We start from the raw sequence: 24,376 nt of genomic DNA, 5'->3' as shown, positions 1-24,376 counted from the left end.
AACCCTTAATTCAGAAAGGCATCCCTGTATTTGATATGATCAAAAACCGAAAAATAGCCGTAAAAGCTACTGTTTTTTTGTATCTAACTCCATATCCAATTTATTTAGAGGTATTTTTCGAGTACACTAAGATCAACTTTTTACATGCTTTTTCTTTCGATGTGAGATCGAAGAATCAGCCTTCATGCCTTTGAAAATTCGCGTGGCCAACAACTGTATATGAATCAAAGCATCCATAATATGATGGAACCTACTCCACACATCCGTGTACTGGATGAATGGCAGGAGACGATTCCTGAGGATCTTTACATTCCTCCTTCAGCGTTTGAAATCCTATTAGAGCATTTCGAAGGCCCGCTCGACTTTTTAATTTATCTGATCCAAAAAAATGGCTTTGACTTGCTGCAAGTCGACATTGCGCCGATTGCTGCCCAATACTTGTCCTATATGGATGCGATGAAGTCACTCAATATTGAGCTGACCGCAGACTATATGGTAATGGCGGCATTATTAGCGGACCTCAAATCCCGCTTACTTCTTCCAAAACCCAAAAGTATTTCTGCGACGGAACAAGATCCGAAACAGGAATTGATCGATCGTCTGGAAAATTATTTACGCATTAAACAGGCCGCAGAACGTCTGAACAAAATGAGTGTGCTTGAACGTGATACGTTTGAGACCAATGTCAGTCTGGGCGAGTTCATTCAACCGAATGAAGGTCATAACGTCAATCTGCTGCGTGATGCCCTGCTGTGTATCTTTAACCGTCCTGAGCCGGTGATTCATCAGGTGCAACAGGAACCGGTGCTACTTGAAGAACGCATTGCCTACATTGAAAGCTGCCTGGAAACTGGTGAAGTGCTTTCTTTTGCAGATTTACTCAAACCAAACCAGGGCCGGATGGGCATGGTCGTCACCTTCATGGCGGTTCTGGAACTGACACGTCAACAAAAAATTCAGATTATTGCTACAGGCGTTGAAGCCCCGCTCGCAATTCAGGGAGCACCTTTATGACCATTGACCATAGCTCAATCCTTACAGCGGAAGATAGTCTGCATGATGTTCTAATGCAGCTGGAAGCGATTATCTTTGCGAGTGATTCAGCGGTGTCTCTGGCACGTCTAAAAGAAGCTTTTCAGGATCGATATAGCAAGCAGGAATTACGTCAGTACCTACAGCAATTGTCTATGCTGATGCATGGCCGCTCAATTGAACTGATTGAAACTGCTCAAGGTTCCGTTTTCAAGTACGTGCGAAGTATCGTAATATTATTGCTCAGACATGGCCCGAGCGACCAGCGCGCTTGTCTCCTTCATTACTTGAAACTTTGGCCGTAATTGCCTATCACCAGCCGGTGACCCGGGCAGATATAGAACAAATTCGTGGTGTCACAAATAACAGTCAGATTTTGCGTTCGCTGTTTGACTGGAACTGGATTAAAGAATCTGGTTTTCGTGAACTCCCTGGAAGACCTGCGTTGTTAGTGACAACGCCACAATTTTTAAATGCGTTTGGCTTAACCAGTTTAGGCCAATTGCCTCCCCTGCAGGATGCCAAGGAAGCTTTTATGACCCTCGATGCAAATGCACCGAAGTCATAAATAGGTGAACTGTTGATAATTATTTCTAAGGTTATGCTGTCATGAGTGAAAAATTGCAAAAGGTGCTTGCACGTGTTGGTTTGGGTTCTCGCCGTTATATGGAAGAAGTCATTGCCGCTGGTCGTGTAAGTGTGAATGGGCAAGTTGCCCAAGTGGGTGAGCGTATCGAACCAGGTGATGAGCTTCGCATCGATGGTCGTAAGGTACAATTCCAGATTGAGGACGAAATCCGTCGTCGCGTACTGATTTACTATAAGCCTGAAGGCGAAATCTGTTCACGTAACGATCCTGAACAACGTCCGACTGTATTTGATAACCTGCCTGCGATCCAAGGTGATCGTTGGGTGATGGTTGGTCGTCTGGATATTAACTCAACTGGCCTGTTACTTTTCACAAATGACGGTGAACTGGCGAATCGTCTGATGCACCCTTCCAATGAAATCGAACGTGAATATGCAGTTCGTGTCATGGGTGAGGTAACGCCTGAGCTGAAAAATAACATGCTCAAAGGCGTCGTACTCGATGATGGCCCGGCAAAATTCGAATCATTCTCTGAACTGGGCGGTGACGGTATCAACCGCTGGTATCAGGTGGTGGTGAAAGAAGGACGTAACCGTGAAGTACGTCGTATCTTTGAATCTCAAGGTCTGAAAGTCAGCCGTCTGTTACGTACCCGTTATGGCACAGTAATTCTGCCACGCGAACTGCGTACTGGTCGCTGGATTGAACTGGATAAACAGGACATCGATAACCTGGCAAAAGCTGTTGAGCTTAAACCACGTCAAGGTACTGGTTTGTACGGCATGGCAAAACGCCGTTCTGAGCGTATGCAGGAAAAACCTATGGCAGCACGCCGTGGTGGTTTCCTGCGTCAGCAACGCCGTGACAGTGATGAACCGGCAGCGAATACTGGCCGTGAACGTCGTGAAGGTGGTTTTGGCCGTCGTGATAATAATCAAGCCGGCTCACAGTTTGGTCGTCGTGAAAACCAGAATGGTACTCAGTTTGTACGCCGTGACAATCGTCCCGAATCAGGTTTTGGCCGACGTGAAGAACGTGATGAAAACACACCACGTCGTCCTTATGGCGTAAACAAAGGCTTTAACAAGTTCTAAGCCTTTGTTAAGATAAAAACCAGGCAACTGCCTGGTTTTTTAGCTCTAAAAATAACAATATGAAAAGATCCTTCTACTGTCAAAGCTCATTGCATCCCTTTCTATGCTTAACTTATATCTTGATAAGTTATCTACTTTTTCAATTCAGCTATTATCTGCGAATCACTGATCAGGACTGGAACTTTAAGCTTGCAATACTAAGTCAGTGGTTCTCGGCTGTTTTTTATCAACCTGCTCAATATACTGATCACTACATCAGTATTATCACCTTGACCATAATGATGGCCTATTTGGTACTTTATGGAATCAGCAAGTTCAAGAAACTGGAGATAGACGCAGATCAAATTTATTGGTCTTTGGGTCATATGAAAATCGGTCAAATCTTTCCACTGAATGCCAGCACTGAAATTCAGTGCATTTTAATTCCTCCACACAGCCCCGACATTCATCTATTTAAACTTAAAACTGGTCAGGAAGAATTTGATATTAACATGAGTCAGTTTTCAGCTGAGGATCAACAAACCATCCAAATGGTATTAAAATCCTTGAAAATTCGATGTTAAAAAAATCCCGCTCAAATGGCGGGATTTTGCAAATCTTACATCTGGGACTGAATATAATTTTGCAGACCAATCAGCTCAATTAAACGTAATTGCTTTTCAAGCCAGTAAGTATGATCTTCTTCTGTATCTGACATTTGCTGACGTAACATATCACGCGTCACGTAGTCACCCTTCTCTTCACACAGTTTCACGCCTGTTGCCAGTTTTTGACGAACTTCATATTCCAGTTTCAGGTCGGCTTTCAGACAGCTCACCACATCTTCACCGATTTCTACATCATCACGGGTCATGTTCGGTGTACCTTCCAGGAACAGAACACGGCGAATAATTGCGTCCGCATGCTGTGCTTCTTCCTGCATTTCATGATCAATACGTTCAAAGATTTTGGTCAGGCCCCAATCTTCGTACATACGAGAGTGGATCAGGTATTGGTCGCGAGCAGCCAGTTCGCCACCGATCAACATATTCAAATAATCTACGACTTCTGGATTACCACGCATTTTTATAACTCCCTACCTTTATGGACTTATTATGGAGAAAATCATCTGGATTTGCAAAATAAAATTTCCGTAAATATATGATTTTTAAATAATTAAAATGAGAAGTACTTGCATTTACAGTTCTAGTTGAATAAATTCCCATTTATAAAACAATATCTTGCACTCAGTAATCAGCTTAGATGAACAAGATCAAAGTACTTTTATAATGTATTGGTTTTTTGTAACTAGATTCAAAATCATTGTGGCATATATTCATTGAACTGTATGCGTATCAAATCAGAAACGCTGAGTGCATCGGCATCAAGTTATCATATAAGCAAAAATTGAGCTTGTTCATTGCTATAAACAAGCCAAATCTTCGTCATGTGCCGACAAGCTCACTCATCCTCGGCAAAAATAAGCTTAAGCTGAAGTCCAACGTGCATTTCTCCATGCATGTTGTTGCTTTGAATCTAAAAAAGTCCAAGCGACAAAACGACTTTCTTTTTGCCCCTGCGTCATTTTAATGGTTTTCACATCTACTGCTCCGCTCTTACGCAACGCATTTAAAAGCACAGGCAATGTGGTTTTCTTAGAAACGAGTGTGCTAAACCAAAGGCATTGCTCAGCAAACTGTATGCTCTCTTGTACCATTTGGCAGACAAAGCGTTCTTCACCACCGTCACACCAGAGTTCATTTTTTTGACCACCAAAGTTTAACACCACCTTTGTCCGATCAACCGGCTTGCCGAGTTTTCTTAATTTTTGTGTTGTTGTGGCATTTGCTTCATCTTGCGAGGCATGAAATGGCGGGTTACACATCGTCAAATCAAAACGATCTGTGGGTTTAATCACACCGTTGAAAATATTGCTTGAGTTCTTCTGCAATCGAATCTGAATCCCTTTACGTAGATTTGGATTCGCCTCGACAATAAATTGAGCACTTTTAACGGATGCAGAATGAATGTCTGAGCCGACAAATTTCCAACCATAGCTACGATGACCAATGATTGGATAAATACAGTTCGCACCAACCCCAATATCTAAGACTTGAACTGCAGGTCCTGTTGGAATCTGACCTTGATGATTGGCACTCAACAAGTCAGCCAAATAGTGGATATAGTCGGCTCTACCCGGAATAGGCGGACAAAGAAAATCTTGAGGAATATCCCAATATTGAATGCCATAAAAATGTTTCAGCAATGCTTTATTGAGCATTTTCACAGCTTGGGGATCAGAAAAGTCTATAGAAAGATCGTTATATGGATTTAGGCGGACAAAAGGTGCAAGTTCCGGACAAGTCTTTATTAACTGAGGGAAATCGTAACGACTGCGATGCAGATTTCGTACATGTAATTCCGATTTTTGTTGCGGAAAAGTTTTCTTTGCTTGCGCCATGTGTATGCCAATCATCAACGGGAGAACAGAATCATCTGATGAGACAGGCTCTATACCTGTCAATAGATCGATATTGTACGTGAATTCAGCTCATCGTGACGAGCCCAACCCAATCAAGCCATTAAAAAAGACATCCTCGGATGTCTTTTTTAATTCATACTTAAGATCGATTAAGCAGAAAGTTGACCATGCTCTTTCATTAAGGCAATAAACTGTTCTTCATTTAATACTGGCACGCCAAGCTTTTCTGCCTTATCCAGCTTCGAACCAGCTTTCTCACCTGCAACCACACATTTGGTTTTACTCGACACACTGCCACTCACACGTGCGCCTAAGGCTTGCAGCAATTGAGTTGCTTCATCACGCCCCATAGAGCTTAAAGTTCCAGTCACTACCCAGCTTTCACCATTCAGTGGTTGGCGCGTTGGTGCAATTGGCGCATCCCAATGAATACCGGCAGCCAACAAGCGATCCAATACTTCCAAGTTATGCGGTGCCTGGAAGAAATCAACAATCCATTCTGCGGTAATATCACCCACATCCGGTGTTTTCTTTAAAGCGTCTACATCAGCACTACGCAAAGCGTCGAGAGTCTGGAAAGTGTTGGCCAGCATACGTGCTGTGGTTTCACCTACACCGCGAATACCGAGTGCATAAATAAACGCTGCCAATGTAGTTTTCTTACTGTTTTCAATCGAATCAATGAGATTCTGCACGGATTTTTCACCCATTTTTTCGATTTGCAGCAATTGCTCACGATGCTCATGCAAGTGATAAATATCCGAGACATCTTTTAAAAGATTGAGATGTAACAGTGACTCCACCCAGCGATCGCCCAGACCTTCGATATCCATGGCCTTACGTGAAACAAAGTGGCGAATGGTCTCGATGCGCTGCGCCGCACAATACAGCTCACCTGAACAGCGTGCCAATGCCTCACCCTCCGGCATCACCACAGGAGAATCACAGACCGGACAGTTCTCAGGTAAATACACTTCTACCGCATCGGCAGGACGAAATTCTGGCCAGACTTTTTCAACCTTAGGAATTACGTCACCACTACGATAGACACTGACGGTATCCCCGATTCTTACATCCAGACGGTGAATTTCACCAATATTATGCAGGGTCACATTGGAAACCGTCACGCCGCCCACAGCAACCGGATTCAATCGTGCCACAGGCGTTAGAGTCCCGGTACGGCCCACTTGCCAGTCAATATTTTCGACGGTGGTCAATGCAGCCACTGCAGGGAATTTATAAGCTGTCGCCCAGCGTGGTGCTCTACTAATAAATCCTAATTTTTTTTGTTGCTCTAAGCTATTTACTTTTACAACCATTCCATCAATTTCAACACTTAAATTAGGTCTCTCGATAATTAGTTGTTCATATTTAGCTTGTACTTCCTCAATACTGTTTACTACCCAATGGTTATAATTTTCAAATCCAAATTGCTCTAACCAATCTAAATTTTCTGCAATCGTTTCTATATTATTTCCAGGTTGACACTGAGCAATTCCATAAGCATAAAAAGCTAAGGGACGTGTTTTTGTTATTTGACAATCTAATTGTCTTAAACTACCTGCAGCAGCATTACGTGGATTTGCAAATTCTTTTTCACCATGCTTTTTAAATGTTTATTTAATTTTTAAAACCTGCTTTCGGCATTAAAACTTCACCACGTACTTCTAGTAGTTCTGGAGGTTTACAATTCCCTTCGCATAAAATTTTTGGCAGGTTACGGATAGTTTTGACATTCTGGGTAATATCTTCGCCAGTTTCCCCATCACCCCGGGTGACACCACGAACCAGTACGCCATGTTCATACCAGAGTGAAATCGCCAGACCGTCAAATTTCAGTTCAACATCGTATTCGATCTTTTGATTGGGTAAACGCTCTTCAATACGGCGGGCAAAAGCAAATAGTTCTTCTTTGTTAAATACGTTACCTAAAGACAGCATTGGCACCGCATGCGTTACGGTCACGAATTTAGAAAGGGCTTGTCCACCTACTTTGACTGTCGGTGTGTCCGGCTGCTGTAAATGTGGATATTGTTCTTCTAAAGCTTTGAGCTGGTGAAAGAGCTGATCATATTCACTGTCTTCAATCGTAGGTTGATCCATCACATAATAAGCATGATTATGTTTGGCAATCAGTTGAATCAATTGACGCATTTGCGCAATGACAGTGGCATCTTGGGTCATAATTTCACCATAAAAAAGGGCGGAAAAGCCCGCCCTGTATATTCTTCAGTTTTGGCTATTAAAAAATCTTAATATCTAGTTTCAAGAAGCTTAAACTTCTGCAGTCTGCCCAGCACGATAATCAATCGCCTGATGACGCCAGAATTCACGCAGCTGTGGTGTAAACTCCTGCTGGTTTTGATCATAGACAATACCGTCTACTTCACGGGCAATCAGACGTGAAATACTGTCCATGGTATCAAAAGCATTTTGTACATCGCTGTGTGGCAGTGCCAGGAAGAATGCCAGACCTTTTACTTCTTCAGTTGACAAAGTTTCCAGATCAAAACCTTCCATACCGGTATCGGTGATCTGCAATACCGAGAATAGCAGTTTAGAACCATCTTCGCTGTAGCGATGGAAACAAGCCAGCTCACCATAGCGTAGGCCATATTTCAGCAGAACTTTTAGCGTTTTTTCACCAGACAATACACGGCCTTGTGGAATGACACTCAGCGAAATAATCATTTCTGCATTTGCCAATGCGCACTCATCATCCACGACTTTCTGTTCATGCAGATGCGCGTCGAGAATACTGCTTTCATCTTCAAAGTCTGAAATTTCAGCTTTTTCAATATTACTGTTCAGGCTAAATTCAGCAGGTTTGACTTCCTCTGTAACAGCATTTTCAGCCTTAACTTCTTCAGCAGATGATTCTTTTACTTCAGCTTTTGCGACTTCTGCTTCAGTCTCTTGAACGATTGGCGTATCCAGCGGGCTTGCAGATTGTGCTACAGGCTTGGCTGTTTCCGTCAATGTCGGCTCTACTTTTGCTGCTTCTTTTGGTTCCGTAGCCGGTGCTGTGCTTTCAACAGTTTCTGCATTCAGGCTCGGTTCAACACGTTGCGCCTCTGCCTCCTGTGCTGACAGCTGGGCACGCACATGACGCGGAATAACCGGTGTCTGACTGTCCGGATCAATATGTAATTCCGAATCCAATGATGGTGCTGCATCAGCAGGTTTTTTCATGATCATTCGAATGCCCAAGAGCATAATCACGACTGCTACAACAATCCCGAGAATAGTAGTGATTTCCATTTTATGCCTCCGCAGCTAAGCCGTATTCTTTTGCCTGTTCCAAATTCACTGTAACCAGTTTTGAGGTGCCCGGTTCAGGCATGGTCACACCCAAGAGGTCTGTTGCCATCATCATTGCAAGCTTATTATGTGTGATGTAAATAAATTGCACTTGTTCTGAAAGCTCTTTGACTAAATTACAAAAACGCCCCACGTTCGCATCGTCCAATGGTGCATCGACTTCATCGAGCACACAGAATGGCGCCGGATTGAGACGAAAAATCGCAAACACCAGAGCCAATGCTGTTAATGCTTTTTCGCCACCAGACAATAAAGCCAATGAACTGTTACGCTTACCCGGTGGTCGTGCCATCAGTTTTACACCTGATTGCCATCCGTCTTCAAGACTTAAGCTCGCTTCGCCGCCATTAAATACTTTCGGGAACAGGTTTTGCAATTCAGCATTGACCTGATCAAAAGTATGCATAAACAGCTTGCGCGTTTCCTGATCGATGCTCTTCATGGCCGCCTGCAGCTGCTCGACGGTATTTTCCAGATCCTGAATCTGATGGCTCAGCTCATTATAGCGTTTTGAGACCTCTTCATATTCTTCAGATGCTGCAAGATTCACCGCTCCGAGCTTGTCGAACTGCGATTGGGCTTTTTCCAGCTTGGCCTGATGTACTTTAACTTCGATATTCAGACCAGTAATGACTTCACTATTCAATTCTTTTAACTGCTCAGAATAGTGTTGCAGATCAGATTTAGCTGCCTGCCAAGCCAGGCGTTTCTGTTCCAGTGTATTCCGCAGTATTTCATCCTGCTGCTGGAACTGATGGCGCTGTTCAGTGAGCTGCTGTTGTTTATTTTGTACCTGATTCAGCTCGACCTGCCATTCCAACCAGGTTTTTTGCAGTTTTGCTGTCAATTCCACCTGCTGGTTAAACTGGCTTTCCAGATGCGGCAGTTCTAACTGTACCGGATCAATAAATTTCTTGGCCTGTTCAATCTGTTGGAGAATTTGTTGATACTGCTCTTTCAGGAATACTCGGTCTTTTTGTAGCAATTCGACTTGCTGTTTGGACTGAACCGATTGACGACGGGTAATTTCCAGTTCCTGCTGAGCATTGTGGGTTTGCTGCTGGCAATCTTCCAGTTGTGTAGTCAGTTCATCCAGCTGGAATTGCAAGGTCTTATAATTCGGTAAAGCCTGTTCCAGTTTTAGATTTAATGCATGCAGATCAATTTCCAGATCATCTTTTTGCATTGCATCTTCTTCCAGCTGTTCATCTAGCTGCTGGAGCTGGTTTTGTAATTGTTGCTTTTGGACTGCAAAAGCCTGAGCAGTGCTTTGTACTTTGGCAATATTTAAGTCCAGCTGTTGCAGCTGCTTCTGTGCCTGTTGCTGTTGACTGGTGATTTGCTGTAGCTGAATTTGCAGCGCTGTCAGCTGTTCTTTTGATTCAGCCAGATGCTGTTCAGCTTGGCGGGATTGCTCTTCCAGCTTAGCTAGTTGTACTCCAATTTCATCCAGACGAATCCGGTGGCTCAGTGCGCCTTGACCTGCCTGGCTGGCTTCATCAAACTCTAGTCCAATCACCCAGTCTGGACCGACATGATAAGCATCTAAACTAAGGATGGATTGACCCAACTGCAATTGGTCTTGTAGTTGTAGCGCTTGCTGCAGGGTTTCCACTACGGCGACCTGCTGCCATAAAGAATAGTGTGGCTCTTCAATCCAGTCCGCCAGCGATTGAACATTTACTAGCTGGATTTTAGCAGGCGATTGCTGTGCTTTCAGTTGACGTGCTGTATTTTCCAGAAAATGATCTGAATCTGAAAGTACCTGAGCAGACAGCCATTTTGCCAGAAATTTCTCGATCAGGCTGGCATGGGCTTTGCCCTGCTCATTCAGTTTTAGCACATGCATCAGTTGCACGGCATCCGCTTTAGCTGCCGGATTAGCTTTCGTCAGAAGTTGGGAAAGGTTTTTCTTTTCTGCATTCAATACTTGCAATTCAGATTTCAAATGCATCTGTCGTTGCTGTTGTTCGCTATGTGCCTGTTTAACCTGTTCCAGCTGCTGGCTCAGTTCAGCATGATGGCTTTCTAGGCAAACCAGCTGTTGTTCAGTATCAGCTTTCTCCTGCTGATACTGTTCCAGCTCATCTTGCTGTGCTTGATTCTGAATCTGGGCGGACTGTTGCTGCAAGGTTTCTTTTTGCTGCTCGATACGAACAATATTTTTAGCTAATTGCTCGCTTTGTGCCAGCATCTGCATCTTGCGCTGCTGTTGCTGTTCGACTTGAGTTTTAATCTGGGCAAATTGGGTCGCGACTGAAGCCTGTTGAGATTTCAGTTCCTGCAAACCTTGTTGCTGATCCTGACTTAAACCTTCCTGTTGCTGTAACTGTGTGGTTTGATCTTCTAGTTGCTCTTGTAGGGTATCCAGTTGTAATTCAATCAACTGCAAACGTTCTTTGGTTTGAGCTTTCTGTTGTTCTAGTTGTACCAGACTGGTTGAGTTTTGCTCCAGCAGAGACTGTTTCTGCTTCAGGTTTATTTCCAGTTCAGCCAGCTTTTTCTCGGCCTGTTGCCATTCATTTTGCAATGGGGTGGACTGCTGGATCAGACGCTGAAACAGCTCACTGGTCGTTCCCAGATCGTGCTCAACCGTGGTCAGTTCAGAACGTACTAACTTGAAGCTGTCGCCTAGCGTGTTCATCTCAACGGTATATTCTTCCTGCAAGCGTTGGCTTTGCTCGCACTGGAATGACAGGATTTCAACTTTCAGGGTACGGATCTGCCCTTCGAGTTCTTTATATTGAATTGCAGTTTCGGACTGGCGTTTTAAGGTTTTGAGTTGAGACTTGAGTTCGGAAGCAATATCTTCTAAGCGAGACAGATTCTGGGTGGTATGTTCCAGATGCTGCATGGTTTCGCGACGGCGGGCCTGATAGCGCGATACGCCCGCTGCCTCTTCGATATAAACCCGCATTTCTTCAGGCTTGGCATCGACCAGACGGTTAATCATACCCTGTTCGATAATGGCGTAGGAACGTGGTCCCAGACCGGTACCCAGGAAAATATCAGTGATGTCACGACGACGACATTTGGTACCATTCAGGAAATATTCAGACTTGCCATCCCGGTTGACCTGACGGCGTACGGCCAGCTCATTATAGGCATTATACGCACCGCCGAGCTTGCCATAGGTATTTTCAAAGCGTAGTTCTACACTCGCCACACCCACTGGCTTACGCTTCGCAGTCCCGGTAAAAATGACATCCTGCATGCTGCCGCCTCGTAACTGGCGCGCACTCGATTCCCCCATTACCCAGCGAATTGCATCGATGACGTTGGACTTGCCACAACCATTGGGCCCCACAACGGCAGTCCGGTTATCTTTAAAGTGTAAAGTTGTACTATCGGCAAAAGATTTGAAGCCTGAAAGTTTTAAACTGCTTAAACGCATAATGTCCTGATTTAACGGCGCGAGCGTCTCGCCCACGCAAGTTCAATTTGTTTCATCCGTGTTAGTGATTCCAACACAAGGTTGCGCAAGTGTCGACAAAAATCTTCCATAAATAAAGTGGCCTGATGTGATTTTCGGCTCAGAATTGCATCAGTTACCAGCTTAAACAGATCAAAAGATTCCTGTAGCTCGCGCTTGGAAATATTCAGGGTTAAAAAGTAACTGCGCCGCAGTGAAGGCAGTAGCTCATGGTAGTAACGCATCAGATAGGGATTGCCAACCATGTCCTGCTGCTGCGCCAGCCCCTGAAAGATCAAATCATAAAACTTTTCGGTGTGACCTTGGCGGGTTTCCGCTTCTAGTTGTTCTAATAATAGCTGAACACGCTCTGCCTCATGCGGGCGCCAGGTTTCAGCCATACGCTGCACGATCTGACCTAGCAGAAGACAGCACATTTCAAACAGGGCACGAACTTGCAGTGCAGACATTTCTGAGACAATGGCACCGCGACGCGGATAGATTTCGATGAGCTGGGTGCGTTCCAGCAATAATAATGCTTCACGTACAGAACCACGACTGACATCAAGTTCTGATGCAACTCTCAGTTCCTGGATCCGCTCACCTTCCACAAGCTCACCACGAATAATCTGTTCACTGATATGCCTGGCGATCTGCTCAGACAAGCTGTTTGCTTTTTCCTCGTGCATGGCCATCCTGTCTTTATTTTTATTGATGCAGTTCTTGTCATGCTGAATGACTTTTCATTTATTTAACCTATTTTATTAAAGGAATGCTTTGACATTGTCAGACAATATTCTGTCTATGCAGCCAACCAGCCTCTATATAAACCAGCTTAGCGGTTGTTTATGCTGTTTTTTATTCTCTTTATCAGCATAAACATATTGATCAAATAAAAAAAGAGAGTACTTAAACTCTCTTTTCTGCAATCTGTATTAAATAAATTACCTTACAGAAAGGCACTGATACCCTGATAAATAAAATAGCTACCGACAACGCTTAATAAGGCCGCAAAACATTTCTTCAACATGACCGGTGACAATAGATGTGCCACTTTTGCCCCCACTTTGGCAGTAAAGAAACTCATAATACTGATGCCGATAAAGGCATAAATATGAATATAGCCAATGGTATTCGGTACCGTAACATCCGACTGCTTACCAAACCACATAAATCCGAGTGCGCCAGCAATCGCTATGGGGAGTCCACATGCAGCTGAAGTCGCCACAGCTTTTTGCATTACTACGCCACAACGGTTTAAAAATGGCACTGTCAGACTGCCGCCGCCAATTCCAAAGATTGCAGAGGCAATACCAATTCCAGCCCCAGTCGCCATTTGTTTTGGCGTAGAAGGTAGTGTGCTTGCTGGATCAATCTTGACATTGGCACGGCTAAACATTCGTAAAGCTACCCATACTGCAAAGAAACCGATCAGAAGCTGCAGGCCTTGACCCGGTAAATAGTCTGCAATGCCTGCACCGAGAAACGATCCAATCACCAAACCAGGTGCCAGATTACGGAAAACAGGCCAAAGTACTGCACCTTTGAGATGATGTGCCATGACCGAACTGATTGAGGTCACAATAATCGTCGCCAAAGAGGTTCCTACTGCCATGTGCATGATGACACTTGGATCGTACTGGAGCTGGGTAAATACAATGTACAGAATTGGCACAATAATCAGGCCACCACCGACTCCAAACAGGCCTGCGGTGAAACCAGCAATTGCACCAATCAACAAATATATGATTAACTCCATAACGACATTTACCACGTTTAAATTCAGATGGATGTAGAAACTCGCGAACTGCAGCAGCTGCTTAAAGATGCAGGACAACTGCCTGAAGTCCTGTTGCTGAAACCCGTCACCACTTCGACCAATGATGATGTCCGGGATCTCGCTCAAAAGGGCATTCGACAGGTATTGGTCAGCAGTCGTGCCCAAACTCAGGGCCGAGGCCAGCGTCAACGCCAATGGATTTCTCCAGAAGGCAATATCTATTTAAGCACATTGCTGAATACAGAGATACCGATTGATGGTCGTCTCGCGCTTGAAGTTGCACTCAATATTCTGCAAATGCCTAGCTTGCAAAAGCTTGATCTGCAAGTGAAATGGCCAAATGATTTATATAGTCAGAATGCCAAATGGGGCGGCATTCTGGTAGAGCCGCTCTCTACCCATCAGGCAGTGGTCGGTGTGGGAATTAACCTGGCCCCGATTGAAGCAGAACAATTGGATCAGCCGATCACTTCCCTCTCTGAACTGGGCCTGGCTACAGTGACACGCAACCAGCTGATTGCTGAACTCTATCAGGCCATTCAACAGGCAGGTCAATGGTTTAATCATGGCAGCCATAATCTGGCAGCACGCTTTAACCATCATGCAGCTTTCATTCAACAACAGGTGGAATTTACTGACCTACAAGGACAATATGCAGGCATCTTTGTAGGCATTCAGGAAGATGGCGCGGTGCAGATTGAGACTGAATCTGGTATTCAGACCTTTTATCAAGGGCAATTACGTTTAAAGACTGGTAGCTAAGGCAAGATCAATGAAAAAATTATGGCTGGATATTGGCAATACACGTCTTAAATACTGGATCACGGAACAAGACCGTATCATTGAACATGCGGCTGAAATGCATCTACAGTCTCCGGCGGATTTACTGCTGGGTCTGATTCAACACTTTATGGGATCTGGCCTGCATCAGGTGGGAATCTCTTCTGTGCTAGATAAGCAAAATAATGACCGTATCCTGAAAATTCTAAAACGCCTGAATATTCCAGTGATCTTTGCCAAAGTTCATGCTGAATATGCAGGCCTGATCTGTGGTTATGATGATCCGGCTCAACTCGGAATTGACCGTTGGTTACAGGTGTTGGCAGTTGCAACATCGAATACACAAAACTATTGCGTCATTAGCTGTGGTACCGCTCTCACCATTGACTTGGCTCAAGGGCAAAAACATCTGGGGGGTTTTTATCCTGCCAAACTTACATCTACAGCGGGATGCCCTGATTCAGAATACCAAAGGCATTAAAATTCCAGATGCTGCGTTTGAAGAGCTGAGCCCGGGACGCAATACCATTGATGCCGTACATCACGGTATTCTGCTCGGGCTACTCAGCACCATTGAAAAGGTGTTGAGTGACTTTCCTGCCCAGCTGATTCTCACGGGTGGTGATGCGCCGCTGTTTGCACAGCATTTACAATCCTTCCAGCCCGTGATTGAACCCGACCTGTTACTTAAAGGCCTGCAGCATTTTGCAGCTCATTTAGACCATACAGCCGCTGGATGACTTCCAGTAGCTGTGGGAAATCTGCATAGCCATCAGTTTTTTCAAAATGTCCGGCCTGCAAGACTTCAAAAATCTGGGTATTGAGAAGTCGATGGGCCAGACTTAAAGACATGGCAGTGGGTACATGTGGATCATTGTTAGAAATGTACATAACCCCGTATTTATAGCTTTTGGAAAGTGTTTTGAAATCCAGTTTTACACTGCGCACCAGATCATTCAGTTCTGACCACATCACCAGCGGCTGATCAAAACCTGCCACCATCACTACTCCCCGAATAGCTTTACGGTGAGTCAGATAGTGCTGTTCTACGAATTTCAACACACTCAGGCAGCTCAACCCGTGTGCTACCAGAATGGTGTCGGCATCCATTTGCGGAATCTGTACCGCCAGACTTTGTTGCCAATCCTGCATTTTCGGTTCTAATGGATTGGCTAACATGATGCGCTTGGCATCAATACCAAGTTTCTTGACCTGTCGACTTAACCACGGATACCAATGGTCATTGGAGGTCGACTGATAGTCATGAATGATATAAACGTTCCCTGATTTATTTGTCATCGCTGTATACTTATACTAATTGTTAAAATAATGATGCTCCTGGCTCATTGTTTTAACATGTTTTACAAAGCTTTCAAGCAAATTTCCAGACCACTGGCATCCATTTTGTAAACTTTATCTTTCAGCCTCGAAACACTTATTGGCGTATAAGATTTGATTCAATACTTTGCCAGACTTCAGGCAGTTCAGTACAGCCTTGCGAATCAATAAAATGACCAAAATGCTGAGCCTTAATCACTTGTGCATCCAGACTTTCTGCCTGTTCCAGACTAAATTTTGGTGCTACCCGATCATCACCTTCAGAATAGATGACCACTCGTTCCTGAATCTGCTGTTTCAATAAATCAAAGTCAATTTGGGCAGCATCAATAAATGGATTCACTTCTTCCAGACGTCCGAGTCGACCATTAAAACCAGCAATGAGTACGAGTTGCCTGATTTTCTGCTGTTTTAATTTATGAGATAAATAATGCAAAGCCGCAATAGTGCCTAAGCTGTGAGCGATAAAGATACTGTTCTCATCGACGCTTTCTATCTGCTCCTGCATCTGCTTTTGCCAGGTTTCCAGCCGAGGTGTGGTAGAGGGATCAAGTCGTAAAACTTTTAGGCTTACATGTTCTTCCTTAGCTTTTTGCTGAATCCAGGGATACCAGTTTTCATCTGGACCAGCCGTATAGCCGTGTACCACAATCACTTGCGTCATTTTATTACTCCTGTGTTTGCATTTTTTAAAGAGTCTGCCTCAGCTAACGACAGGATTGGGTAAGTAAATGTATGCTTTGATTAAACTGTATATCTTAAAAAGCAAAAAAAGGCGCATGAAGCGCCTTTTTTTAAACAAAGAACTTATTTCTTGTCGTTGCCGCCGAACAGTGGACCCATGCCACCACCGCCGCCAAACTGTTTCTGCAAGCCGCCGAGTGACTTCATCATTTTTGCCATACCTGATGGATTGGCAAATTTCTTCATCATTTTCGCCATCTGGGCATGCTGCTTGATCAGTTTATTCACTTCAGCAACATCCATACCACAGCCTGCTGCAATACGCTTCTTACGGCTTGGGTTCATCAAGTCAGGGTTACGACGCTCTTTAACAGTCATAGACTGGATGATCGCTTCCATTTTCTTGATTTGTTTTTCAGGGTTGGCTTGAGCAATTGCATCCTGAAGGCCAGCACTGCTCATCCCTGGAAGTTTATCCAGGAAGCCCATCATGCCACCCATCTTGTTCATTTGCTCAAACTGCATCAGCATATCTTCAAAGTTGAAGCTGCCGCCTTTCTGCAGTTTTTTCGCCATTTTCTCGGCTTTTTCTTTATCGATTTTGCGTTCAACTTCTTCGACCAGAGAAAGCACGTCACCCATGCCAAGAATACGCTGTGCCACACGTTCCGGATGGAATGGCTCAAGCGCATCCAGCTTTTCACCCATCCCCAGGAACTTGATTGGCTTGCCGGTAATGGCACGAACAGAAAGTGCTGCACCACCACGAGCATCACCATCAGTCTTGGTCAGGATTACACCGGTCAAAGGTAGAGCATCGTTAAAAGCTTTTGCAGTATTTGCCGCATCCTGACCAGTCATGGCATCGACCACGAATAGGGTTTCAGTTGGGCTAATCGCAGCGTGCAACTCTTTGATCTCATCCATCATGTCATCATCGACATGCAGACGGCCTGCGGTATCGACAATCAGGACATCAGCAAACTGGATTTTTGCTTGTTCGATGGCACGGTTGGCAATATCAATTGGACGTTCATTGGCATTCGATTCAAAGAAAATCGCACCGACTTCACCCGCAACCGTTTGTAGCTGCTTGATTGCTGCTGGACGGTATACATCGGCAGACACCATCGCGACTTTTTTCTTTTGACGTTCTTGTAAGAAGCGTGCAAGTTTTGCAGCAGTCGTGGTTTTACCCGCGCCCTGCAAACCAGCAAGTAGCACAACCACAGGTGGTTTTGCTGCCAGGTCGAGGCTCTCGTTCGCCGCGCCCATCATCTTGGTTAATTCGTCATAGACAATCTTGACGAAGGCCTGGCCTGGAGATAACTGAGTCATCACTTCCTGGCCCAATGCTTCTTCCTTAACTTTCGCGATAAATTCACGAGTTACAGGTAACGCAACGTCGGCTTCAAGAAGTGCCATACGTACTTCACGTAACGTATCTTTAATATTGTCTTCGGTTAGCTGCCCTGAGCCAGTAACATTTCTTAAACTCTGCGTGAGTCGTTCTGTTAAGGTATCAAACATTGCAAAATCCGCTTAAAATAGCCGTGAGCAAAAAATTGTTTCTTAAAATAGAAAATTTATGCATAGAATGCTATAGGATACTGTAGTTCGCATCGAATTTATATAAATGAATATTCATCACCCTTAAAAAGGTTAGACATGGTTAGCCTCCCTCTGGTTTATACAATTTTGGCATTAGTCGCCTATACCGCATCTTTCTGGTATTTGTTTGTTCATTTAATGTCGAAACGTATTCCAAATCAGTGGTTTGTCGGTATCACGGCCGCTCTTGGTCTGGTGTTACATGGCATGGTTCTTTATGGTGACATGCACACCCCGATGGGGATAAATTATGATGTCTTTGTTCTGGTTTCGTTTACTTCCGGACTGATGCTTTTACTGAGTCTGGCTTATAGTACCTATCGCCCTATTCTGCCATTGAATCTGATTGGTATTCCGGTTGCAGCGACTGGCCTGATTTTAGGCTTTGCTTTTACCCCACAAGCCAAAATCATTGTGCAGAACTCGCTTGGTCTTGATATTCATATTATCCTGTCATTATCTGCCTATGCAGTGCTGCTGATGGCCACCATTCAGGCGGTGATTCTGCGTTTTCAGGACCGTGAACTCAAGAAAAAACAGAAACGCCGGGTCTGGGTCAATCTGTTACCATCGTATCAGGATATGGAATCATTGCTGTTTGATATGCTGATGACCGGTTTTGTCTTACTGACTATTGCCTTAGGTTTCGGCTTCTTTACCATTGATGATTTCTTCGCCCAACACCTTGCACATAAAACAGCATTTAGTATTATTTCCTGGCTGGTTTATGGCGCTTTACTGATTGGTCACTGGAAATTTGGCTGGCGTGGACAAAAGGCTGTTCGTTTTACTTTAATCGGTTTTGGTTTGCTGGCTTTAGGTTTTATCGGTTCCAAGTTTGTGCTGGAAATGTTGTTGAATAAGTAAGTTTAAGATTTTTTTAAAATTAATATTTTCATAAGCCCAACTACTGGGCTTTTTATTTGCCAAAACTTAATCTGGATTTACTCTGCCTACCCGTACCGACAGAGGCCAGCGGATGACTCTGGGCAATTCCGGATCTTCCCATTCGGATAACATGGTATCTGCCAGTATATTGAGTGGATTATGTCCTAAAGCTTTGGTGGCTGCTTTAACAGCTGACCATGTACTCATATAACCAATCAGCTGGTAAAAGTTCCATTCAACTTGCAGCACAGGGGGCGAAATTGAAATTTCTTCAAATGGGAATATCAGATTCTGATAACCTTCATCTACATGAGGACGTTCTGGCGGCCAGTATGAAGCAAGTGTCACTTCATAAAAATGCCTGAAATAATGATTCAAATGCTCCTCATCAACATTAAAAACACCATAAGTAATCAAAGCCAGAATGGCATTTGGTTTCGCAATACGTTGTACTTCTGCATAAAACTTGTCCAGGTCCAGCCAATGTGCAGCTTGCGCTACCGAAATCAGATCAACACTCTGGTCAGCCAGAGGAATATCTTCTGCTCTAGCTTGAAGATATTGTATTTTTGAATGAGGCTTGGCTTGGGCAAGCTGTTCAGCACTGCCATCAATCGCAATCACCTGATCGAAGTAATTTGCCAAGACCTCTGAAAACTGCCCTGAGCCACAACCAACGTCTAGAGCCAGTTGTATATCAGGTGACAGCTCTGACAATATCTTGCCCAACATGTCTGGATAATGTGGACGAAACAAGGCGTAGTCCTGTGACTGCTGGGAGAAATAATCCTTGAAATGAGGCTGTTCCATACTGCCATCCTGAAAATTTATTGTTCTTTTCAATATAGCCATCAATATTTAAAACTCTATTATTTTATTGTGCTGAAGACAGCTGATCTGTTGATATGTACTAAATCCATTCTCACGCTCCCTCCCTTTATAAGCATGAAATTTAAACTGCCTGGACATTCAGGCGAAAAAGCCGTATAACACCGTTTTTCAAATTCACAGGTGTTGACCGTTGAAACTTGTTCTTGCACCCATGGAAGGCTTAACGGACCCGATTATGCGCGATGTACTGACATCCGTCGGAAGCTTTGACTGGTGTGTGACCGAGTTTATTCGTGTCACAGATTCGCTGTTGCCGGACCATGTTTACCATAATTATTGCCCTGAACTCCTAAATGAAGGTAAAACTGCAGCCGGTACACCGGTACATGTACAGTTCTTGGGGAATAATCCGGAAATGCTGGCAGCCAATGCAGTCAAAGTTGCTGCTATGGGTGCACCCGCAATTGATATGAATTTTGGCTGTCCGGCTAAAACCGTCAACCGTCATCGTGGTGGTTCAGTACTGCTGGATGAACCTGAAGTCGTGTATGAGCTGGTGAAAGCTGTGCGTGATGCGGTTCCTGCACATATTCCGGTATCCGCAAAAATGCGGCTTGGCTATATGGACCGTAACTTTATGCTGGAAAATGCCCATGCCATTGAAGATGCTGGTGCTGCCTGGGTAACAGTGCATGCGCGGACTAAAGCGGATGGCTATACCCCACCTGCATTCTGGGACCAGCTACAACCGATCCGTGAAGCCTTAAAAATTAATGTCATTGCCAATGGTGAAATCTGGACAAATGCCGATGCCAAGCAATGTCAGCTAGAATCTGGTTGTGAAGATCTGATGATTGGACGCGGTGCAGTAACGACGCCTGATCTGACTCAATGTATCCGTAAAAATAGTGATGATCCACTCATTAGCTGGAACGAACTGCTTGGTCTGCAAATTCGTTTTCTGAATGGTTCCTATAAAAAAGAAATGAATATGGTCGGTCGTTATAAGCAGTGGCTCGGCATGATGTCCAAGCATTATCCTGAAGCGAAGTCGCTGTGGGATGAAGTAAAACGGGTAAAACCGCTGGAAGAAATTACCGAAAAGCTCAGATATGCTCAGCATTCCGCTAAAAATCCCTGAACTTTTCAGGGATTTTTTATTTAACTTGCTTACGCTGCTTTAAGCCCTCTATATGTTGACGATTGGTCTGTCTGGATTTCTCCAGCATAGCCTTCTCCAGATGCAGCTGAATCCGATTGAGTTTGGTTTCAGAAATTACCGGCTCCTGAAAGCTTTTCACGTAATCCGTCCAGCTGGCATTACGAAAAACATTTGCTGGCATCGCGGTCTTAAACTCAGCTTCTGGCATAAACACCACCAGTGAATGGATATGTTCTGGACTTAAAACGTCTGTCAGAACCTGTTCCAGCACTTTGACGTGTTTATAGTTCTGATGCAGCGGATTCTGGAATTTATAACTCTGTTTATAAATTTTTTGAGTCCACATTTTTTGACGTTCACCCCCAAAAATCCAGCCTTTATAATTCTTGGTTTCAATCACAAATAGCCCAAATGGGCTTAACAGTAGATGATCAATCTGGGTAGTAGTCCCTTGCCCATCCTCAAAGGTCAGGTCATTCATCAAAATATAATGCGGCTGTTTAAGATAGCGTTTAGCATGCACAATAACGGCAAACTCACCGAATTTCCCTTTGAGATATGGTTTAAATAGCTTGAATAAAGCTGCTAAGGAAAATAAAAGAAACAGCCACCAGAAACTTTCAATCACTGGGGCGAAAAATGGATTCATTTTGTTGGGTCAGATTTTTATTAGGATAGAATATATCTTACTTATTTTGTTCAATATTTAACAGGATTTCCTTGCGGTCCAGTCCACCTGCAAAACCCACCAAAGCGCCATTGGCACCAATCACACGATGGCATGGAGCAATAATCGAAATCGGATTACGACCGTTGGCAGCCCCCACGGCACGAACCGCTTTCGGATTACCAATTTCCAGGGCAATATCACGATAGGTTCGAGTTTCTCCATAAGGAATATTCAGCAAGGCCTGCCAGACACTTTTCTGAAATGGTGTACCGGCAAAGTCCAAAGGCACATCGAAACAGCTACGTTGACCAGCAAAATATTGTTCCAACTGCACTTTAGTCACAACCAGAATAGGATGCCCAGGATCTTCCATTAAAGTTGCCAGCTTGACCCGGTTCGGCTTTTCACAGTCCCAAAGCACCGCAACCAGTGCTTTAGTACTCGCCACCAATTGCAATTGCCCCACAGGTGAATCCATATAGATATAGCTTAAGTTCATGTCCTCACCCTGTTGCATTGCCACAGAAAGATTATATTTTAACGTAATGCTCAATAGAAGGTTGATATAAATAAATACTGAAACATTTACATTAGGGTACACCCTATAAACTTTAAGAAGATGAGAGTTTCATCAAGACCAGACCGGAAATAATCAAGACAGCTGCCAGCATGCGCATGGCAGTCGCAGGTTCTCCCAAAATAAAAATCCCAATCAGGAAAGAACCAACCGCACCAATTCCGGTCCAGATGGTATAGGCGGTGCCTAAAGGTAGCGTACGCATAGCGTAAGCCAGCAGTGCAAAACTTAGAAACATGAAAAAGATAGTAATAATGCTGGGGGTCAGTTTGCTGAAGCCTTCCGATAGCTTCATTGAGTAGGCCCACACTACCTCAAAAAGACCTGCCAGTATGAGTAAAAACCAGGCCATATGCCCTCCTTCATGAATTAAGAAATCAGGCCGTCCTGACGATTTTTCCTGAGTAAAAGCAATATTTTACATCAAGGGAGGTCGTTCCTCCTAAAACTGTGAGATTGTATAAAATTACTTGCAAAAATATAGGGCAGATTACAAAAATTGACCGTATGAGATGTAACTTAACTCAGCTTAACTCAAGCACCCAAGACAGCCCTTAAAAAACTCGCTACTTTAGACATACAGTTGAGAACAAAACAGAGTTCTCATTTGCTTTAAAAATGACAACAAGGTGCTCAGCACTGCTCCAAAACAAGAAGCTTATCCACATCAAATAATTAAGTTATGCACATGAATTAAATTTAAAATTGTTCGGAGAAGTTACACAATGAAACACGAATTTAAAATAAGTTGATCACTTTTTATAAAGCTTGATTTGTAAGCATAGGTGAATAAAACACCAGAATTTGTAAGTCTTTCAAAATAGAAAAAGAACCCAAATTGAGTTCTTTTTATACATATTTTGTATAATGCTTAAACAACCAAGCTACAATTGATTACAATTTATGCTGGATATCCATAGGGTTACCCACATAGATATCCATATACTTATCCATAAAGTTATCCACAGATTGCTGTGAATAACATAAAATTCCGATCAGACAGTGACTTGTCCTACTTTCGCCAGTTCTGCACGCATTTCATCAATCACAGCTTTATAATCCGGTTTACCGAAGATCGCTGAACCTGCTACAAACATATCCGCACCTGCTTGTGCAATTTCGCGGATATTGGCTGGTCCTACCCCACCATCTACTTCTAGACGGATATCACGACCAGAAGCATCAATGATCTTGCGTGCCTGACGTAATTTATCCAAAGTCATCGGAATGAATTTCTGACCACCAAAGCCCGGGTTTACACTCATTAACAGGATCTGATCCACTTTATCCAGTACATAATCAAGGTAATGCAAAGGTGTTGCCGGATTAAATACCAGACCTGCCTGAGCACCGCCAGATTTAATCAGCTGCAAAGAACGGTCAACGTGATCAGAAGCTTCCGGATGAAAAGTAATAATGTCCGCACCGGCTTCAAGGAAATCACCAATCATGCGATCGACCGGTTTAACCATCAGATGCACATCAATCGGCGCCTTAATACCATATTTTTTCAATGCCTTACACACACCTGCCCCAAAAGTCAGGTTTGGCACATAGTGGTTGTCCATGACATCAAAATGAACAACATCAGCACCTGCTGCCAGTACATTTTCAACTTCTTCACCTAAGCGGGCAAAGTCAGCAGACAAAATAGAAGGTGCAATTAAATACGGCTTGGACATGAAAGAACCTGGCTGAATATGAGATGAATACCGTATTATAACAAATTGTATTTGCGCCTGCGTCTGTTCGCCTGAATAATCGCATCCGTTTAACAAATTGTTATAGGACAAGACTTGCCGGTTATGGATGCTCCCGCCTATGATGAATACCTCTCAACAAGATCATTCAAACTATGCAAGAAAGTTATACTGATATTCCGACCTTACAAGCTCAACGTATTGCCTTACGGTTAATGAAACATTGGCAACACAAATTTGAAGTGGCCTCGACTGAACAGAATATTCAAATTCACATGCCAAATGCGACGGTGGAAATGATACCTATGGATCAGCATTTACGGGTACAGATTCGGGTACAGCAGGAAGATGTCGACCTGCCGCGACTACAGCAGGTGGTCATTGAGCATCTCGAACGGATGGGTCAGGAGCCTTTACAGGCAGAATGGCAAATTCAGCAACTCTAA

Annotated in this window: 20 protein-coding genes and 3 pseudogenes; 8 read left to right on the top strand and 15 right to left on the bottom strand. The window is 43.9% G+C overall.

All coding sequences use genetic code 11. The annotated features are described in order from the left end of the window. Positions 1-219 precede the first annotated feature (219 nt). The 3 genes and pseudogenes from HADU_RS06015 to rluB all read left to right on the top strand — a co-directional run bounded on the left by HADU_RS06015 (position 220) and on the right by rluB (position 2,715). On the top strand, positions 220-1,014 hold the full coding sequence (locus HADU_RS06015; RefSeq protein WP_026056761.1) for a segregation and condensation protein A: 795 nt from the start codon (positions 220-222) through the stop codon (positions 1,012-1,014). Continuing rightward, a pseudogene (gene scpB, locus HADU_RS06010) lies at positions 1,011-1,600 on the top strand (SMC-Scp complex subunit ScpB). The gene HADU_RS06015 and the pseudogene scpB overlap by 4 nt, the downstream one beginning before the upstream one ends. A gap of 41 nt (positions 1,601-1,641) precedes the next feature. Next, positions 1,642-2,715 carry a 23S rRNA pseudouridine(2605) synthase RluB gene (rluB, locus tag HADU_RS06005; RefSeq protein ID WP_004811208.1) on the top strand — a complete coding sequence of 358 codons (1,074 nt, stop codon included), beginning with the start codon at positions 1,642-1,644 and terminating at the stop codon, positions 2,713-2,715. 598 nt (positions 2,716-3,313) lie between these two features. On the opposite strand, the gene ftn is transcribed toward rluB, so the two are convergent. The 7 genes and pseudogenes from ftn to HADU_RS05965 all read right to left on the bottom strand — a co-directional run bounded on the left by ftn (position 3,314) and on the right by HADU_RS05965 (position 13,668). After that, a complete protein-coding gene (ftn, locus tag HADU_RS05995; RefSeq protein ID WP_004811213.1) occupies positions 3,314-3,778 on the bottom strand; it encodes a heteropolymeric bacterioferritin subunit Ftn in 465 nt (154 codons plus the stop codon). Positions 3,779-4,180: 402 nt separating this feature from the next. Continuing rightward, positions 4,181-5,155, bottom strand: a complete 975-nt coding sequence (rlmF, locus tag HADU_RS05990) for a 23S rRNA (adenine(1618)-N(6))-methyltransferase RlmF (RefSeq protein ID WP_005221062.1) — start codon at positions 5,153-5,155, stop codon at positions 4,181-4,183. A 170-nt stretch (positions 5,156-5,325) separates the two neighbouring features. Further along, positions 5,326-7,360, bottom strand: a pseudogene (ligA, locus tag HADU_RS05985) (NAD-dependent DNA ligase LigA). A gap of 90 nt (positions 7,361-7,450) precedes the next feature. Beyond that, positions 7,451-8,437 carry a cell division protein ZipA C-terminal FtsZ-binding domain-containing protein gene (locus HADU_RS05980; RefSeq protein WP_005221058.1) on the bottom strand — a complete coding sequence of 329 codons (987 nt, stop codon included), beginning with the start codon at positions 8,435-8,437 and terminating at the stop codon, positions 7,451-7,453. Position 8,438: 1 nt separating this feature from the next. After that, entirely contained in the window at positions 8,439-11,891 is a 3,453-nt protein-coding gene (smc, locus tag HADU_RS05975) for a chromosome segregation protein SMC (RefSeq protein ID WP_005221056.1), read from the bottom strand. A gap of 11 nt (positions 11,892-11,902) precedes the next feature. Next, positions 11,903-12,598 carry a GntR family transcriptional regulator gene (locus tag HADU_RS05970; protein WP_005221054.1) on the bottom strand — a complete coding sequence of 232 codons (696 nt, stop codon included), beginning with the start codon at positions 12,596-12,598 and terminating at the stop codon, positions 11,903-11,905. 260 nt (positions 12,599-12,858) lie between these two features. After that, on the bottom strand, positions 12,859-13,668 hold the full coding sequence (locus HADU_RS05965; RefSeq protein WP_005221053.1) for a sulfite exporter TauE/SafE family protein: 810 nt from the start codon (positions 13,666-13,668) through the stop codon (positions 12,859-12,861). A 27-nt stretch (positions 13,669-13,695) separates the two neighbouring features. On the opposite strand from HADU_RS05965, the gene HADU_RS05960 reads away from it, so the two are divergent. Both HADU_RS05960 and HADU_RS05955 read left to right on the top strand, forming a co-directional pair. After that, the gene (locus HADU_RS05960; protein WP_005221051.1) at positions 13,696-14,451 is read left to right on the top strand and encodes a biotin--[acetyl-CoA-carboxylase] ligase; all 756 of its coding nucleotides are present in this window, start codon (positions 13,696-13,698) and stop codon (positions 14,449-14,451) included. Positions 14,452-14,461: 10 nt separating this feature from the next. Continuing rightward, positions 14,462-15,209, top strand: a pseudogene (locus HADU_RS05955) (type III pantothenate kinase). Here the strand turns inward: HADU_RS05955 and HADU_RS05950 are convergent. The 3 genes from HADU_RS05950 to ffh all read right to left on the bottom strand — a co-directional run bounded on the left by HADU_RS05950 (position 15,157) and on the right by ffh (position 18,021). After that, positions 15,157-15,768 (bottom strand): RBBP9/YdeN family alpha/beta hydrolase, encoded by a 612-nt coding sequence (locus HADU_RS05950; RefSeq protein ID WP_005221048.1) that lies wholly within the window; start codon positions 15,766-15,768, stop codon positions 15,157-15,159. The pseudogene HADU_RS05955 and the gene HADU_RS05950 overlap by 53 nt on opposite strands. Before the next feature lie 136 nt (positions 15,769-15,904). Beyond that, positions 15,905-16,471 (bottom strand): RBBP9/YdeN family alpha/beta hydrolase, encoded by a 567-nt coding sequence (locus tag HADU_RS05945; protein WP_008304404.1) that lies wholly within the window; start codon positions 16,469-16,471, stop codon positions 15,905-15,907. Positions 16,472-16,614: 143 nt separating this feature from the next. Next, positions 16,615-18,021, bottom strand: coding sequence for a signal recognition particle protein (ffh, locus tag HADU_RS05940; RefSeq protein WP_004811236.1), 1,407 nt, complete (start codon positions 18,019-18,021; stop codon positions 16,615-16,617). 138 nt (positions 18,022-18,159) lie between these two features. Between ffh and HADU_RS05935 the strand changes: the two genes are divergently transcribed. Then, entirely contained in the window at positions 18,160-18,969 is an 810-nt protein-coding gene (locus HADU_RS05935) for an inner membrane protein YpjD (protein ID WP_008304402.1), read from the top strand. A gap of 66 nt (positions 18,970-19,035) precedes the next feature. Here the strand turns inward: HADU_RS05935 and HADU_RS05930 are convergent, their stop codons facing one another. Beyond that, positions 19,036-19,800: a class I SAM-dependent methyltransferase gene (locus tag HADU_RS05930; RefSeq protein WP_008304401.1), complete on the bottom strand. Its 765-nt coding sequence runs from the start codon at positions 19,798-19,800 to the stop codon at positions 19,036-19,038. 211 nt (positions 19,801-20,011) lie between these two features. On the opposite strand from HADU_RS05930, the gene HADU_RS05925 reads away from it, so the two are divergent. After that, a complete protein-coding gene (locus HADU_RS05925; RefSeq protein WP_004811242.1) occupies positions 20,012-20,962 on the top strand; it encodes a tRNA dihydrouridine synthase in 951 nt (316 codons plus the stop codon). 16 nt (positions 20,963-20,978) lie between these two features. Here HADU_RS05925 and HADU_RS05920 read toward each other — a convergent pair whose 3' ends face one another. From HADU_RS05920 to rpe, 4 genes are all read right to left on the bottom strand, one after another. Beyond that, positions 20,979-21,632, bottom strand: a complete 654-nt coding sequence (locus HADU_RS05920; protein ID WP_004811243.1) for a nuclease-related domain-containing protein — start codon at positions 21,630-21,632, stop codon at positions 20,979-20,981. A gap of 37 nt (positions 21,633-21,669) precedes the next feature. Continuing rightward, positions 21,670-22,152, bottom strand: coding sequence for a methylated-DNA--[protein]-cysteine S-methyltransferase (locus HADU_RS05915; RefSeq protein ID WP_008304399.1), 483 nt, complete (start codon positions 22,150-22,152; stop codon positions 21,670-21,672). Positions 22,153-22,264: 112 nt separating this feature from the next. Beyond that, a complete protein-coding gene (sugE, locus tag HADU_RS05910; protein ID WP_004811247.1) occupies positions 22,265-22,582 on the bottom strand; it encodes a quaternary ammonium compound efflux SMR transporter SugE in 318 nt (105 codons plus the stop codon). A gap of 643 nt (positions 22,583-23,225) precedes the next feature. Beyond that, a complete protein-coding gene (gene rpe, locus HADU_RS05905; RefSeq protein ID WP_004811249.1) occupies positions 23,226-23,912 on the bottom strand; it encodes a ribulose-phosphate 3-epimerase in 687 nt (228 codons plus the stop codon). A 173-nt stretch (positions 23,913-24,085) separates the two neighbouring features. Here rpe and HADU_RS05900 point away from each other — a divergent pair, with 173 nt between their 5' ends. Beyond that, positions 24,086-24,376, top strand: coding sequence for a DUF2218 domain-containing protein (locus tag HADU_RS05900; RefSeq protein WP_004811251.1), 291 nt, complete (start codon positions 24,086-24,088; stop codon positions 24,374-24,376).

It is taken from the genome of Acinetobacter sp. HA, assembly GCF_000264725.1.
Lineage (GTDB): Bacteria > Pseudomonadota > Gammaproteobacteria > Pseudomonadales > Moraxellaceae > Acinetobacter > Acinetobacter schindleri.
This window is presented reverse-complemented; position numbering and strand designations above follow the sequence as displayed.

Bases quoted from the DNA above. Each gene is read 5' to 3' on its own strand.
- HADU_RS06015 (WP_026056761.1), top strand. From the start codon at position 220: ATGAATCAAAGCATCCATAATATGATGGAACCTACTCCACACATCCGT.
- rluB (WP_004811208.1), top strand. From the start codon at position 1,642: ATGAGTGAAAAATTGCAAAAGGTGCTTGCACGTGTTGGTTTGGGTTCT.
- ftn (WP_004811213.1), bottom strand. From the start codon at position 3,778: ATGCGTGGTAATCCAGAAGTCGTAGATTATTTGAATATGTTGATCGGT.
- rlmF (WP_005221062.1), bottom strand. From the start codon at position 5,155: ATGGCGCAAGCAAAGAAAACTTTTCCGCAACAAAAATCGGAATTACAT.
- HADU_RS05980 (WP_005221058.1), bottom strand. From the start codon at position 8,437: ATGGAAATCACTACTATTCTCGGGATTGTTGTAGCAGTCGTGATTATG.
- smc (WP_005221056.1), bottom strand. From the start codon at position 11,891: ATGCGTTTAAGCAGTTTAAAACTTTCAGGCTTCAAATCTTTTGCCGAT.
- HADU_RS05970 (WP_005221054.1), bottom strand. From the start codon at position 12,598: ATGCACGAGGAAAAAGCAAACAGCTTGTCTGAGCAGATCGCCAGGCAT.
- HADU_RS05965 (WP_005221053.1), bottom strand. From the start codon at position 13,668: ATGGAGTTAATCATATATTTGTTGATTGGTGCAATTGCTGGTTTCACC.
- HADU_RS05960 (WP_005221051.1), top strand. From the start codon at position 13,696: ATGGATGTAGAAACTCGCGAACTGCAGCAGCTGCTTAAAGATGCAGGA.
- HADU_RS05950 (WP_005221048.1), bottom strand. From the start codon at position 15,768: ATGACAAATAAATCAGGGAACGTTTATATCATTCATGACTATCAGTCG.
- HADU_RS05945 (WP_008304404.1), bottom strand. From the start codon at position 16,471: ATGACGCAAGTGATTGTGGTACACGGCTATACGGCTGGTCCAGATGAA.
- ffh (WP_004811236.1), bottom strand. From the start codon at position 18,021: ATGTTTGATACCTTAACAGAACGACTCACGCAGAGTTTAAGAAATGTT.
- HADU_RS05935 (WP_008304402.1), top strand. From the start codon at position 18,160: ATGGTTAGCCTCCCTCTGGTTTATACAATTTTGGCATTAGTCGCCTAT.
- HADU_RS05930 (WP_008304401.1), bottom strand. From the start codon at position 19,800: ATGGAACAGCCTCATTTCAAGGATTATTTCTCCCAGCAGTCACAGGAC.
- HADU_RS05920 (WP_004811243.1), bottom strand. From the start codon at position 21,632: ATGAATCCATTTTTCGCCCCAGTGATTGAAAGTTTCTGGTGGCTGTTT.
- HADU_RS05915 (WP_008304399.1), bottom strand. From the start codon at position 22,152: ATGAACTTAAGCTATATCTATATGGATTCACCTGTGGGGCAATTGCAA.
- sugE (WP_004811247.1), bottom strand. From the start codon at position 22,582: ATGGCCTGGTTTTTACTCATACTGGCAGGTCTTTTTGAGGTAGTGTGG.
- rpe (WP_004811249.1), bottom strand. From the start codon at position 23,912: ATGTCCAAGCCGTATTTAATTGCACCTTCTATTTTGTCTGCTGACTTT.
- HADU_RS05900 (WP_004811251.1), top strand. From the start codon at position 24,086: ATGCAAGAAAGTTATACTGATATTCCGACCTTACAAGCTCAACGTATT.